Source organism: Paenibacillus sp. RS8, from assembly GCF_041956825.1.
Classification (GTDB): Bacteria; Bacillota; Bacilli; order Paenibacillales; family Paenibacillaceae; genus Paenibacillus_AQ.
Map to the genome: position 1 here is coordinate 2,909,411 of NZ_CP168131.1, position 13,337 is coordinate 2,922,747.

General features: G+C 42.7%; 14 protein-coding genes. 5 read left to right on the top strand and 9 right to left on the bottom strand.

Translation table 11 applies throughout. The features are described 5' to 3' along the window. Positions 1 to 5 precede the first annotated feature (5 nt). Positions 6 to 527, top strand: a complete 522-nt coding sequence (locus tag ACDZ28_RS14400; protein ID WP_042124756.1) for a GNAT family N-acetyltransferase — start codon at positions 6 to 8, stop codon at positions 525 to 527. A 69-nt stretch (positions 528 to 596) separates the two neighbouring features. Here the strand turns inward: ACDZ28_RS14400 and ACDZ28_RS14405 are convergent, their stop codons facing one another. From ACDZ28_RS14405 to ACDZ28_RS14425, 5 genes are all read right to left on the bottom strand, one after another. Continuing rightward, complete coding sequence (locus ACDZ28_RS14405) at positions 597 to 1,475, bottom strand: DUF3298 and DUF4163 domain-containing protein (RefSeq protein ID WP_042124758.1); 879 nt, start codon at positions 1,473 to 1,475, stop codon at positions 597 to 599. Between the two features lies 1 nt (position 1,476). After that, positions 1,477 to 1,983: an RNA polymerase sigma factor gene (locus tag ACDZ28_RS14410; RefSeq protein WP_042124760.1), complete on the bottom strand. Its 507-nt coding sequence runs from the start codon at positions 1,981 to 1,983 to the stop codon at positions 1,477 to 1,479. A 58-nt stretch (positions 1,984 to 2,041) separates the two neighbouring features. Next, positions 2,042 to 3,922 carry an acyltransferase family protein gene (locus tag ACDZ28_RS14415; RefSeq protein ID WP_375105028.1) on the bottom strand — a complete coding sequence of 627 codons (1,881 nt, stop codon included), beginning with the start codon at positions 3,920 to 3,922 and terminating at the stop codon, positions 2,042 to 2,044. A 188-nt stretch (positions 3,923 to 4,110) separates the two neighbouring features. Then, positions 4,111 to 5,196, bottom strand: a complete 1,086-nt coding sequence (locus ACDZ28_RS14420; RefSeq protein ID WP_375105029.1) for a stalk domain-containing protein — start codon at positions 5,194 to 5,196, stop codon at positions 4,111 to 4,113. Positions 5,197 to 5,334: 138 nt separating this feature from the next. Beyond that, complete coding sequence (locus ACDZ28_RS14425) at positions 5,335 to 5,898, bottom strand: CGNR zinc finger domain-containing protein (protein ID WP_042124762.1); 564 nt, start codon at positions 5,896 to 5,898, stop codon at positions 5,335 to 5,337. 168 nt (positions 5,899 to 6,066) lie between these two features. Here ACDZ28_RS14425 and ACDZ28_RS14430 point away from each other — a divergent pair, with 168 nt between their 5' ends. Next, positions 6,067 to 6,561 (top strand): DinB family protein, encoded by a 495-nt coding sequence (locus ACDZ28_RS14430; protein ID WP_042124764.1) that lies wholly within the window; start codon positions 6,067 to 6,069, stop codon positions 6,559 to 6,561. Between the two features lie 76 nt (positions 6,562 to 6,637). Here the strand turns inward: ACDZ28_RS14430 and ACDZ28_RS14435 are convergent, their stop codons facing one another. Then, positions 6,638 to 7,531 (bottom strand): helix-turn-helix domain-containing protein, encoded by an 894-nt coding sequence (locus tag ACDZ28_RS14435; RefSeq protein ID WP_375105030.1) that lies wholly within the window; start codon positions 7,529 to 7,531, stop codon positions 6,638 to 6,640. 175 nt (positions 7,532 to 7,706) lie between these two features. Here ACDZ28_RS14435 and ACDZ28_RS14440 point away from each other — a divergent pair, with 175 nt between their 5' ends. After that, on the top strand, positions 7,707 to 11,069 hold the full coding sequence (locus ACDZ28_RS14440) for a DUF5107 domain-containing protein (protein WP_375105031.1): 3,363 nt from the start codon (positions 7,707 to 7,709) through the stop codon (positions 11,067 to 11,069). Positions 11,070 to 11,189: 120 nt separating this feature from the next. Continuing rightward, a complete protein-coding gene (locus ACDZ28_RS14445; RefSeq protein WP_170880244.1) occupies positions 11,190 to 11,360 on the top strand; it encodes a hypothetical protein in 171 nt (56 codons plus the stop codon). A gap of 75 nt (positions 11,361 to 11,435) precedes the next feature. Here ACDZ28_RS14445 and cmpA read toward each other — a convergent pair whose 3' ends face one another. Next, positions 11,436 to 11,573, bottom strand: coding sequence for a cortex morphogenetic protein CmpA (gene cmpA / locus ACDZ28_RS14450; RefSeq protein WP_094874036.1), 138 nt, complete (start codon positions 11,571 to 11,573; stop codon positions 11,436 to 11,438). A 65-nt stretch (positions 11,574 to 11,638) separates the two neighbouring features. Then, positions 11,639 to 12,001, bottom strand: a complete 363-nt coding sequence (locus tag ACDZ28_RS14455; RefSeq protein ID WP_042124766.1) for a hypothetical protein — start codon at positions 11,999 to 12,001, stop codon at positions 11,639 to 11,641. A 120-nt stretch (positions 12,002 to 12,121) separates the two neighbouring features. On the opposite strand from ACDZ28_RS14455, the gene ACDZ28_RS14460 reads away from it, so the two are divergent. Further along, positions 12,122 to 12,592 carry a SprT family protein gene (locus tag ACDZ28_RS14460; protein ID WP_081389778.1) on the top strand — a complete coding sequence of 157 codons (471 nt, stop codon included), beginning with the start codon at positions 12,122 to 12,124 and terminating at the stop codon, positions 12,590 to 12,592. A gap of 18 nt (positions 12,593 to 12,610) precedes the next feature. On the opposite strand, the gene ACDZ28_RS14465 is transcribed toward ACDZ28_RS14460, so the two are convergent. Then, the gene (locus ACDZ28_RS14465; protein WP_375105032.1) at positions 12,611 to 13,249 is read right to left on the bottom strand and encodes a pentapeptide repeat-containing protein; all 639 of its coding nucleotides are present in this window, start codon (positions 13,247 to 13,249) and stop codon (positions 12,611 to 12,613) included. Positions 13,250 to 13,337 lie beyond the last annotated feature (88 nt).

Genomic DNA, 13,337 nt, shown 5'->3' on the forward strand with positions numbered 1-13,337 from the left:
ATAAAATGAAGATCAGAAAAGCAACAGCTAGTGATATAGACGGGATTGCTTTCGTTCACGCTATGAGTTGGAAAACCACGTATAAAGGACTAATATCAGATGAGTTTCTTGATGCAATCACAGTGGAAGCTAGAAGTAAGCGCTGGATTCGGAATTTTGAAAATCCCATTAAAGACGAGGTTATGTATGTGGCTGAAGATGAGGCTGGGATGATCATTGGCTTTGCAAATGGAGGGGCGCGAAGGGAACCGGATCTCTACGATGCGGAGCTTTACGCACTTTATTTGCTTAAGGAACACCAAGGAAAAGGTCTTGGTAAGCGGCTCATAAGAAGCGTAGCACAGAACTTATTGGAGAAAAATTATAGTTCATTCATGACTTGGGTGCTGGCAGGCAATCCTGCGATTCATTTCTACCACAGCGTTGGGGGAGAGTCTATCTCAAGTATAGAAGTTAAGATAGGGGATGAATTATTAGAAGAAATAAAAATAGGATGGCAAGACATTAGAGGCATAGGGATTGATTAATGACTTTTCACGCAAAAAAAGACTCATAAGGGATACAAAACGCATACCCCTTATGAGTCTCATAATGATTTATTTAATGTACGTACGGCTGACCAGAACATCTGCAATAACATCTGTTGGAATGATGAATTCTCTAACGCCCATGTAGCCAGGAGCCACATCATATTTGTTAAAGGAAATAACCAGCTGGTACTTATCGTTGATATAGAAATCTTGATCTTTAGCTATATTTTCAAATTGATAAAAAAGGTCTTCATTGGGTTCATCTGTTGAAATCCAGTAGAACATATCTTTATCTGCTTTCATTTGGGAGCGCATCTGTTCCTTAATATTTTCACTTATGATACTGATATATCGATCATCTTTAAATAACATAGGCAGACTTAGCAGGATTTGATTCTTCTTGTCTATCGTATCGTGCTGCATTGTTGTTGACGATGAACCTACGGTATTTACCACGTATCTGCTAATAGCAAATAGCTCAGCATTGTCCGTTTTAACCTCAAAGCCTGTATCGACCCCTAAATGACCCTCTCCGGATTGCTTTAAAGACTCCATCTCTGCTTGAAACTCATCATATAGTTTTTTGTTTTCTTCGAGATATTTTTCATTCAGAGTCGATTCCAGCTCTTTATTCTCTAGGTTAGTAATGATGGGAACCTTTATGTCTGCATTATAGGTCTGCTCATCCACTTTGTATTCTCTAAAAGTTAGCACTTTAACAATACTGTCTACACCAGGTATAGCGGAGAAGGCGTTGGCAATGTTAACATTGACATTAATCCCAATCACGAAAAATAGGGCTGCCGCACAAACTCCAGATATCCACTGGTAACGTATTCTTCTTATCTTCCTTTTCTTTAATGCTTTACTTACAACGAAATCTAATTCCTCAGGAATAGGGAGTTTGTTATAATCTTCTATAATTTTTTTGATTTGGTTATCCATTCTAATTGATCTCCTTTGAGGATTCTTCCTGCATGTTGACTCTTAATAACTGGAGTGCTTGATATAGTCTAGTCTTTACTGTATTGACGTTTTCATTTAATACTTCCGCAACTTCCTCGATCTTTAAATCTTCGATATATCTAAGGACGATGACATTTCGATACTTAAGGGGTAGATCATCCAGCGATCTTTCTAAATCAATATCTGGATACACGTCTACCGCACCAGGGATAAAAAAGTCGAGTGCTTCATCATCTACTGGTTGAACTCTTTTATGTTTCCTCAGAAAATCCAGAGAGGTAGTTACTACGATTCTAAACAACCAACTCTTTACGGATTCTGGGTTCTTTAGCAACCCTATAGAGGAGAGAGCTTTATAAATCGAATCCTGAACAACATCTAATGCATCCTCTTTGTTCTTCACATAGCTGTAAGCTAGACGGTATATGTTCTCCTTGTTATCTGTAATACAAAGAGTGAGTAATTTCTCTTTATTCCTCTTAAGCATATTCGTAAAACCCTTCTCTTTTTATATTGCGTAGCTTTAGTTTGTTAGATTACTATTCTCATTGATTCTCCTTTTGTATGGCTTTAGCTACAAGTGCTGCATAGGATTTGGCACCTTCTCGTTTTAGATGAACGCCATCCTCATAGAAGTAAGAGTCCTTTCCTTCGCTTGAGGAATGCCAGTCTACAACCATAGCGTTGGGGAATTCTAAAGCCACTTTCTTAAGCAAAGTATTCACAGTATTTTGCCATTTTTTCGGTACACGTGTGTTTACTAGTACGACTTGCTGAACATCTTCAAGTGAAATAAGTAATTTCCGCAATTGATTGGAGTTAAAAGCTCCGTTCGTACCTAGATTAATGATCACTCGAGTGCCAAGTTTCCCCTTCGTCCTAAGTTTATCGACCACTTCTTGTGCCTGTGACATCTGCCTGCCTACCTTACCATCGATAACAATGCCTGGCAGAAGTTCTTGTAGATAAGGAGCAGCATCGAGGATTACGGAATCACCTATTGCAGTAACACCTTTACCTGCTTCTTCTACCTGAGGCTGAGGTTCTGGCTTCTTCGGTGGATCTACTGGTACTGGTACAGGCACAGGCACAGGTGTTGGTACATTTTGAGGGGGCACTAGTGTGACATTATGTTTATTCTTATCGTGATTAATATTAGTGCCTGTATTCGGATCTGCGGATATCTTAGTATCCAAGTTGCTACTACAGGATATGGACAATATGATTAACGGGACTGCAATAAAGATGAATAAGGGTCGAATCTTGAATTGCAGACGAATGCTTAATTTCGTACACCATCTTCCTAATAAACCTTGACGAATAGGTTCTTCGATATATTTCCACGATAGTGAGGCTAATAGGAGGCTAACTCCCAGCTGAAAAAGAACACGGAAACCATCGAACCCACCTGTATCTACTGTAGGATTAGTTAGAATGATGACTGGATAATGCCATATGTAAATACTATAGGAACGTACGCCAATCCAACGCAAGGGCTTGCAACCCATGATTTTAGCTAGTCGGCTCGCAGGATGTGCGAGTACAGCTATTACAATTGCGGAAAGGATCGACACTAGAACCAAGCCGCCATAATAAAGAAATTGTCCGTACTCATTCGTCCGCCAAATCATAAGAATGAGGGTGATTAATCCGATTGCACCACTGAAGTCAAGGATATAGCGAGATCTGCGTGAAATCTTATCGGTCAAATTTTGACTCGGCCATGCTAGAGCGAGAGCGGCTCCAATCAGTAGAGCAAAAGCTCGGGTATCAGTACCATAATAGACTCGGCTTGGATCAACTCCAGGTTGATAGATTAGCGCCATAGCAAGTGCCGAGAGGAATGCACCTGTTAGACACATCACAATGAGTTTACCTCGCTGAGGTGCAAGGCGTAACCCTACAATAATAACCAATGGCCAAATGAAGTAGAACTGTTCCTCAATAGCGAGCGACCACAAATGACCTATAGGAGAAGGAGGTCCAAAGCTCTCGAAATAAGATACATCGTGAAAAATAAGCCACCAGTTATTGAAGTATAACGTTGAAGATATAAAGTCCCCTTGTAATGCTGCTAATCGTGAACGATCGAACAACAGAAGCCACATAGCAGTGACAAAAAGCATGACAAACATAGCAGGCAATAGCCGTCGCGCTCGTCTAATCCAGAAATCTTTAAGATCGAACCGTCGGTCCTGCTTCCACCTTTGGATGATTTGATCCGTGATCAGATATCCAGACAGAACGAAGAATATTCCGACCCCTATAAGTCCTCCTGGAGCCCAATTGAGGTCGAGATGATACGCGATAACTGCGATCACAGATAGTGCTCGAAGTCCATCTATTCCCGGCATATAACGCCTTCTAGTCGTGGAATTGTCAGGTTCTAAAGAGTTAGTCGGTGGTGTAACCTTGATTTCTTTCATGGTAGTTCATTCCTTCGTCATCAGTTGTCTTATGTCAGCAAGACGTATGACTAACTTAAAAAAGTTCTTAACTTCTCTTGGTAAATAAAGGAGTGACCATGAATGGATCAGAAATCGGTACACAAGTACCTATGAATTTAAAAAGGCATTCTAGAACAAAAAATCATTCTGGAATGCCATTAGCCCAATTAGCCGTTCTTAATTTCCACACGTAAAATATCCGTAACCATTTTAACCGGAACGTATATCGTATCGTTCTTTAGGATAGGAGCAGTACCTAAAGTGACAGGTGCCATTTTGGCAAAAAAGTAAGAATCTTTACCTAAGGTAACATTGGTCCACTGTGCACCTTTCTTCAACTCAGCTGAGCGCGACGTTTGATTCCACTTGATTTCATATCCTAAACGATTCGCCACATCTCGTAATGACACCATTGAAACCCCATTAGCATTCTTAAATGTAGCTATTGTACTTAAATCGAGCTTCGGGTTGTTCGTAATATGGGTACTGAAACGAAATTCAGGAGTTCCCATGGCGCCTGGAGCAATACTATATTTAGGGAAGAGGATGACAACCTCACCATTTTCAATATAAAAACCTTGTTCTTCATTGATTCCTTTGAAATCCTCAATAAAGTAGTTCTCAGGTTCCTCATTGATCTTCGCAAGGATACCGGCATTCAACTTTTCCTTAAAGTCGTTTCCAAAGAAATCTGACAAGGCAATCCGCTTCGCTTGTTTCGTATTAAATACATTGTATGTATCTACACGAGGCATACCCGTTCCACCAGTTTCACCTTGAGAAGTAACAACAAGTGAGATCATTCCGGAAGGGTTATCCGATCCATTTTCTTTTAATTCATAAATAATGTATAGCTCATATGGACGATACTCGAAACCAGCCTTTTTAGCGTCTGCTGCTGCTTCAGTTGCATCCTTTTCCCAAAGAGCAAGGTCTTTCTGCGCATTAGACAGAATGATACTGTTGATTTCTTCCTGAGCCTTAGTGTCCAACATACCTACGATCTGTGGCACTTTAATATTTGTATTCAGAAGCTCCGTTGAAGATGTGAGAATTACTTCTTTGATTTGGATCCCAGTGTTATTGATGGTGGAAATCGGTACAGCTGAAATCGGTACATTGATGGCAGGCTTAGTCGTGTTCACTGCATCAGCAAAAGCAGTGCCATTCATTGGTAACATGCCAGCGCTTATTCCCACAACCGTTAATCCGACTACACCAAGCTTCAATACTTTAAAAGGGCTCTTTTTCATTGTGTGTTCACGCTCCATTTAGTTGTAATAAGTGTGTTATTAGCGCACTTACTAGCAAGACGTATTAGGAGTGTTGAAAAGTTTGGGGGGGATAAATGTTGATCGGAATTCGTCATCCCGCAAGAGTTCCTTTAATAGTCACTCCGAACCTTTTTCAGCCTTCTTCCGCGCCCGGAACCGCCGCACCTTCATGAGGTTGCCACAAGCCTTGTCATCGCAGTAACGCTTAGAACGGTTACGTGTATCATCATAGTACACCCAGAGACAATCAGGATTCTCGCAGATACGGAATCTTGAGGGTTCTTTTTCAAGCAAAGCCTCCGCAAAAGACGCCGCTATCTCCGCCATCACCTGCTCCCAACCGCTATGTAGTGGCAACAGCTTTATCGCCGCTTGCCCGTCACTTTCCCATATCATTCGCCGCGTAACAGGGCCCTTGTCCATATAGGGATTGAGCTGCTCCAGCATTTCTCCATACACTGATTCCCCTTGTACAATGGTCTGTACCCACTTCCATAGCAGTGAGCGAAGCTCTTTAAGCTGTGCCAGTTCTATGTCATTCGGCATCTGTGTTGCTAATAGAGCATGCTTCTTCAGCCATTTAGAAACCCACTCCTCTTCATCGAGCTTGTCCCTATCCTTATTCTTATCCCCTGTACGCCAATCCCGCCAGTAACTGTTAATGAAATCCTCCCACAACACGGTCTGTTCATCCTTTCCGATTCAACGCTGATTACAAATCATTGTAACAGTTAAAAATAAGATTAGCTAGTTACTTGATTGAGCGATGGAAATATGCTACATTTCTTACGTAACCACTATATGATGGTTTAAGTAGTTACATAATTCAGTTAGTATTAGGAGGTTAACATGCAAAATAAAATCAGTGAGGTTCTGCTGCAAAATTGGGATTATTGCATGGATATCGAGGATTGGGCTCCGCCGTTAAGCGATGCACTGGAAGGTGTGGATAGTAAACAGGCACTTTGGAAGCCAGAGGGGAGTGCAATCAATTCCATCTGGGAGACGGTTAACCATTTAACATATTATAAGGTTCGTTTGTTGCGTAAGTTAAAAGGGTTGCCCAAACAACCTGATGCTGAAAGCAACGATGATACCTTCACTGTAACAACGGAAGGGGAAGAAGCATGGGCGAAGGCCGTCGCAGACCTGAAGGACGTGCATGCTGCGCTTAGAGAAATCATTGAGGCGTTGGAAGAAGGTGCATATGATTGGGGCGGTTCGGGTCATGCCCCAGGGGAAGAGGTAATGAGTCTCATTTTGCATGATTCATACCACACCGGACAAATTATTATGCTTCGTAAACTGCAAGGCTCCTGGGTTTCCAACCGTAGTTTTAATTAGAACCTCTATAATAAAAATATAAGCCACACTCCACTATACTGGTTTACCAGGTGCAGCGGTCGTGTGGCTTTTCTTGTTACCCTTTTGGGATGCTTCGATATTGAGTCGGCGAGCATCCCATTATTTTTTTGAACAATCTAGAAAAGTAGTAGGGGTCCTGCATCCCGATAGCAGTAGCGATTTCTTTAATATGTAGATCGGTTAATGCTAGCAGTTGACCGGCTCGCTGCATTTTGAGGCGCAGATAGAATTCAATCGGGGGGACTCCGGTTTCTTGATTAAATAGATAAATTAGATGCTGTTTCGATAATCCTATATGCTTCGCTACATCCGGGAGTGAAATAGAGCTGTTGATTCGATCCGTCATATAGCGAATGGCTTGCTCAAGATAACGTTCGTTCTTTTTATCTTGCTCAGAGTTCATGGTACTCAATCCCACGTGGCTGATCAGATGACGAATGCACTGAGACACATAGATATGATTACGCATGGCAAAAGGCTTATCCGATAACAGGGCATAACATTGCTCGAAATCTTCGATCCATTGGCTATGAAGGTTCAGTGTAAAGGTTAGCGGCTCTATATCCATGGCATAAGTTTGAATCAACGCAGCGGCATGCGGTCCTTTTAGATGCATCCAGTAGATTGTCCAGGGATTCACATCTGAAGCACCATATCGATGGGGTGTTCCGGCAGGAATGACAGCTAATTGCCGTTCTTTTATTTGAATCAGCTTATTGTGATGACTCTCCATCCACCCTTCACCCTCTACGCAATACATCAGAATATGCGAGTCACATCCTTGTGGACGCTCTCGATAATGAAACTTCGCTCTTGGGAAGCAGCCAATGTCACTCACATAGAAGGAATTTGTTAACGGATTCTCATGTAATTCATTCATCATGAAATCGGGCAGCACAAAAAGCTTCTGCTCATCGAAGCCATCCGGCTTTAATGAGATATCTGTCATGATAACTCTCCTTTTTAAGAACATAATTTATTTATTTGAAATAACAGCCTATTCATAAGGGGAATATTATTTATAGGATAAGAATATTGTCCATCATTTACAGATTATCGTCAATTGTTTAAAAGCGCATGCAACGATAAATTAGAGCTATATCACGAAGGAGGAGAGTATGGAAATGAGTATGAGAGGGCCTTCTACAGTTCTAACAAACGGTGTCCGCGTATGGGAAGAAGCAGTTAAAATTCCTACCTATGAAACAGGTGAACCCGATAAAAATCCAATGTTCCTCGAGAAGCGAGTTTATCAAGGCAGCTCGGGGCGAGTATATCCACATCCTGTGGTTGATAAAATTATGGATGAGAAAGAAATGAAATCGTATCAGATGGTCATGCTCGAAAATGAATATGTGCGTATTGAGATCATGCCTGAAATTGGCGGCCGTATCTATCGCGCTCTGGATAAGACGAACAATTATGATTTTGTTTATTATAATCGCGTGATTAAACCTGCGCTTGTTGGTCTGGCAGGACCATGGATTTCAGGCGGTATTGAATTTAACTGGCCGCAGCATCATCGTCCGAACACGTTTGGCCCTGTGGAGCATGTGATTACGGAGAATGAAGATGGCAGTGCAACTGTATGGGTGAGTGAAATTGACCGAATGTACGGAACGAAGGTCACAACCGGCTTCACACTGCATCCTGGAAAAGCCTATCTCGAAGTTACAGCACAGCTATATAACCGAACCCCGGAGCCACAGACCTTCTTATGGTGGGCAAACCCTGCAGTTGCAGTCAATGATGATACTCAATCGGTGTTTCCGCCGGATGTGACAGCTGTATTCGACCATGGTAAACGTGATGTGTCCAGATTCCCAATTGCAACAGGAACGTATTACAAGAAGGATTATTCCGAAGGTGTAGATATTTCACGCTATAAAAATATTCCGGTTCCTACGTCATACATGGCGTACAAATCCGATTACAATTTCGTGGGCGGTTATGATCATGGGGTTGAAGCAGGTCTGCTTCACGTAGCGAATCACCATGTATCTCCGGGTAAAAAGCAGTGGACTTGGGGGAACGGCGAATTTGGTCAAGCGTGGGATCGTAATTTAACTGATGAGGACGGACCCTATATTGAGTTAATGACAGGGGTATTTACGGATAATCAACCCGATTTCACTTGGCTCCAGCCGTATGAAGAGAAGTCATTTACACAATATTTCATGCCATATAAGAACATCGGAATTGTGAAAAATGCTTCTGTTGATGCTGCCGTCAATCTTGAGGTAGATGAGACTTTACAGACTGCAACTGTGATGGCCTACGGAACTTCGGTATTTGAGGATGCGGTTATTGAACTGAGGGGTCAGCATAGAACGTATGTGAAGGATACGATCACGCTCTCTCCAGAATTAACCTACAAATCGGTCATTACGTTAGATGAAGCCGATCGACCGCATCACTTAATCGTAACGGTATTTGATACGAACGGAAACAGCCTTATATCATATCGTCCAGCGAAGCCTAGTATTGAGAAGGTTCCAGATGCAGCAAAGCCACTTCCGCTACCGGAAGAATTAAAAAGCACAGAGCAATTGTATTTGGCTGGAGTTCATCTGGAGCAATACCGTCATGCCACGTTCGAGCCAGAGCAGTATTATGAAGAAGGCTTAAAAAGAGATGCTTCCGATATTCGAATTAATGTGGCTTATGGAACGCTGCTGCTTCGCCGAGGGTTGTTCAAGCAAGCGGAAGAACATTTCCGTACAGCGATTGAATCGCTGACTTGGCGTAATCCGAACCCCTATGATAGTGAAGCTTACTATCAGCTTGGTGTAGCACTCCGATTGCAGGATCGTAATGAAGAAGCATTTGCTGCCTTTTATAAGGTGGTATGGTCTGCAGCATTCCAAGATAGTGGATATTATGCACTGAGTCAAATTGCTTGTGAACGTGTGGCGTATGGAGAGGCGTTGGAGCTCGCAACAAGTGCTTTGGTACGTAACACTAGAAACTATAAATCAAGACATGTGAAAACAGCACTTTTACGTAAGCTTGGACGTTACTCTGAGGCAATTACATTCGCAGAGGAGACATTGAGGCTAGATATCGCGGACTTCGGTGCTGCATATGAGAGAGTGCTAACGCTTAAATTGCTCGGGCGACAAGAGGAAGCTGCTGAGGCTCAAATGAAGCTTGCACAGTTCATGAGAAACGATGTGCATAACTATCTAAATCTGGCCTCTGATTATGCAGGTAGTGGATTATACGTGGAAGCTGCACAGGTGTTAGAGCAGATTCGTATGGCATCGAATGAACCCACATACCCGATGGTGCATTACACATTGGCTTATGTATACGAGAAAATAGGCCGTAAAGAAGAAGCAACAGCGCAGCGTCAGCTTGCTCAATCCGCACCCTCTGATTACTGCTTCCCGAACAGCTTGTTTGAGCTGCAGGTATTAGAAAGCGCGATTACATGCAATCCACTGGATAGTAAGGCTCATTATTATCTTGGGAATCTATTCTATGATAAAAAACGTGCCGACGATGCCATTCGTCATTGGGAACAATCCGTCGCGCTTGATGATCGTTTCCCGACGGTTCATCGTAACCTTGCGCTTGCTTATTACAATAAGCGGAATGACGCTGCGGCTGCTTTGCAGTCACTTGAACAAGCTTTCCAGTACAATATGAATGATGCGAGAGTATTCTATGAGCTGGATCAGTTGCATAAGAAGATGGGTGTCCCTGCCCAAGAGCGCATGGCAAGATTACAGCAGCATATGGAGCTTGTGGAGAAGCGGGATGATTTGTACCTTGAATATGTGACTCTACTGAATTTGCTTAGCGAGTATGAGGATGCTTTGTCTGTTCTATTAAGACGTCAATTCCATCCATGGGAAGGTGGAGAAGGGAAAGCCACAGGACAATATGTTTTGGCGCTTGTTGAGCTGAGCAGGCAGGCTAATCAGGAAGGTCAATATGAGGAGGCTATCTCATTATTAACACGTACGCTGCATTATCCAGAGAATTTGGGTGAAGGTAAGCTCGATGGTGCGCAAGAGAATAATGTGTATTACGAGCTTGGTGTGGCTTATAACGGATTAGGCAAGACAGAGGAAGCAGCACGTCACTGGGCGATTGCGTCACAAGGCTTGGAGGAACCAGCCAGCGCAATGTACTACAACGATCAGCCGCCAGAAATGATCTTCTATCAAGGCTTAGCATGGATACAGCTGAATCATCCGAAGGAAGCGAAACGGCGTTTCAATCAGCTGATCGATTTTGCAGAAAGACATCTCTTTGATGAGGTAAAGCTTGATTATTTTGCTGTATCCTTACCTGATTTTCTCGTATTCGAGGATGATCTGAACAGACGCAATCAAATTCATTGCTTGTTCATGATGGGTCTAGGCTTATTAGGCTTAGGGAAAATGACGGAAGCGAAAGAGCGCTTTGAAGAAGCATTGGACTTGGAGCCGAACCATCAGGGAGCTCGAATTCATAAGGCGATGTGCTTGGAATCGTAAACGAAATAAGCAGCTTTATGATGCTAAACAATAACTGGTTCGATTTGGAATTTTGTTTCAACTCTGAAAGCCCCGGGTTAATGGAGACTATCTACAGCCTATATTCGAAAGGAGAGATTGATGATGGAACCGGGCTATAAAGATAGAAGCGTTGAAGTGGAGCATACAGAGGTGCAACGGAAGTCGGATTCCAGTGTTGTCGCATCTACCTTTATTAAATATGCTGCTTATATTATTATTTTTTTCGGAGCACTTTTCTTCTTAGTCAAATATGTCTTCCCGATGTTCTAATTGAGATTTCAACGAACCGTATACAAAAATCCATCCCCTGCACAATGCGGGATGGATTTTTGAATTTAACGAACCCTATAAATTTCTCTGGATGGAATCCGGTGATTCCGCAGAATTACGATAAAAGAACCAGCACTCGTTCAGCAGCTTGATCTGACGGCGGTCTTTTTTGTAATAGGCTTTCATCAGTTGATGGCAGAGCCACTGTGGCAAGGGTATCACTCCTCTAACTGCTTACGTAAGTTAGCATATGGAGAAATGAGCCTAAAGGTGACGATTTACAGAATGCTTTCTGCTTCCTCTTCGTACCACTGCTCTAATTGAGCTTGCAATGCCCGAATCTCGGTCAGCAGGGAGATCAGTGGATAGTTCTTCTGCTCTTGAACAGAGGCGAAGGCCTGCTCCAATCTATTGATATAATCCAGACCGGACTCCAGGGAGTAATCCTCACGTAACAGATCCAGTGAATCACACTCAGCAATCGCTAAGGGCAGATCCGGTACATTATCGGCTGTCAGCTTGTCGATTTCTTTGTTTAGACGTAAATTGAGCGCACTTAGCTGGTACGCATATTCCTCGGGCATTTCCACGAATTGCAATTCTTGATGTTGCTGCAAAATTACATACCGCATTTTCGGCATTGGTCATTCTCCCTCCGTACTTGTCTTCCTTCTTGACAGTTTAGCCTATGCACAAGTTACAATTCAAGTAGAGATGTTAATTCCCGTGGAAAGGACTTGTGATAGAACGCTATGGAAACGATGAGCAACGAAGAGCTTCAGCTGTGGATTGAGCAGGTGTCGCGGGACAGCTTTGGTGTACCCTTTAGGCACAAGGCAAGCTTTAACAGCCGATTATCTTCAACAGGCGGACGATATTTTACCAGAAGCCATAATATAGAGATTAATCCCCATCAGCTTGCTATGTTCGGTAGAGAAGAGACGGAGAAGATTATCAAACACGAGCTCTGTCATTATCATCTGCATTTGGCGAAGCGAGGGTATATGCATCGTGACACTGATTTCAAGAGACTGCTTGCACAAGTTGGCGGAAGTCGCTACTGTCAGACATTGCCGGGTGCGAAAGCTCGGAAGTCACTGCCTTATCGGTACAAGCTGATCTGTACAGCGTGCGCCATGGAGTATCCGCGTAAGCGAAAAGTAGATCCCAAGCGCTACCGCTGCGGTAAATGTTCGGGGAAGCTGAAGCTGCTGGCGCTGGAAGTCCAGTAATCAGACACGAGCATGGCGTTATTTTATAACCAGACCCATCAATCCCACAAAGGAAACAGCTTGCTGAGGCGAAATGATGCATCCTTCTAAATCCTGAATATCCACGATTAAGCCACTGAACTCGCAGTCACTTAGATCAATCCCGTTAAGCTTTGATCCTGATAAGGTGGCTTGATCAATATTACACTCACTGAAGCTGACCTTCTGGAAATTGGATTGGTAGTAATCAGAGCTCATCAATGAACTATTCTCAAAAGCAACCTGCTTCAGATTAGCCATTCGAAACGTTGCAAAATCCCCGATACAATCTACCACGCGAACATTTTGGAATCGCCCCCTTGTAAAGTCCGTACCAATGAGCTTGCAGTTTCTAAATTCGGTTCGATGAATAATCGCATTCGTAAAATCCACATTGGATAGATCGCATCGCTCAAAAATCACATCCATCAGCTCAATCCCAGTTAAGGACGACTCGATAATCGTAACATTTTTTAAAACCACTTGATCAAAGCTGACTTTATTCGCCTCTTGATTATCAATAACTGTATCGCTTATGCTGCAACGACTAAATTCATCTTTGGTTTGCAGCGAATATATTTGCTCAGGGAGTAGAGCGTCTGGATCTGATATTTTTGGTGAATCCATTTTGAATTTCATATGTACCTCCATTTAATGAATGCTCGTTTCTTATTAAATTAACTATCTTAGGGTTCAGCAGATTTGTCAATTCTCAGTAGCGCTCAGA

What these genes read in the sequence shown, in the direction of transcription:
- ACDZ28_RS14400 (WP_042124756.1), top strand. Translation starts at nt 6, where the DNA reads ATGAAGATCAGAAAAGCAACAGCTAGTGATATAGACGGGATTGCTTTC.
- ACDZ28_RS14405 (WP_042124758.1), bottom strand. Translation starts at nt 1,475, where the DNA reads ATGGATAACCAAATCAAAAAAATTATAGAAGATTATAACAAACTCCCT.
- ACDZ28_RS14410 (WP_042124760.1), bottom strand. Translation starts at nt 1,983, where the DNA reads ATGCTTAAGAGGAATAAAGAGAAATTACTCACTCTTTGTATTACAGAT.
- ACDZ28_RS14415 (WP_375105028.1), bottom strand. Translation starts at nt 3,922, where the DNA reads ATGAAAGAAATCAAGGTTACACCACCGACTAACTCTTTAGAACCTGAC.
- ACDZ28_RS14420 (WP_375105029.1), bottom strand. Translation starts at nt 5,196, where the DNA reads ATGAAAAAGAGCCCTTTTAAAGTATTGAAGCTTGGTGTAGTCGGATTA.
- ACDZ28_RS14430 (WP_042124764.1), top strand. Translation starts at nt 6,067, where the DNA reads ATGCAAAATAAAATCAGTGAGGTTCTGCTGCAAAATTGGGATTATTGC.
- ACDZ28_RS14435 (WP_375105030.1), bottom strand. Translation starts at nt 7,531, where the DNA reads ATGACAGATATCTCATTAAAGCCGGATGGCTTCGATGAGCAGAAGCTT.
- ACDZ28_RS14440 (WP_375105031.1), top strand. Translation starts at nt 7,707, where the DNA reads ATGAGTATGAGAGGGCCTTCTACAGTTCTAACAAACGGTGTCCGCGTA.
- ACDZ28_RS14445 (WP_170880244.1), top strand. Translation starts at nt 11,190, where the DNA reads ATGATGGAACCGGGCTATAAAGATAGAAGCGTTGAAGTGGAGCATACA.
- ACDZ28_RS14455 (WP_042124766.1), bottom strand. Translation starts at nt 12,001, where the DNA reads ATGCCGAAAATGCGGTATGTAATTTTGCAGCAACATCAAGAATTGCAA.
- ACDZ28_RS14460 (WP_081389778.1), top strand. Translation starts at nt 12,122, where the DNA reads ATGAGCAACGAAGAGCTTCAGCTGTGGATTGAGCAGGTGTCGCGGGAC.
- ACDZ28_RS14465 (WP_375105032.1), bottom strand. Translation starts at nt 13,249, where the DNA reads ATGAAATTCAAAATGGATTCACCAAAAATATCAGATCCAGACGCTCTA.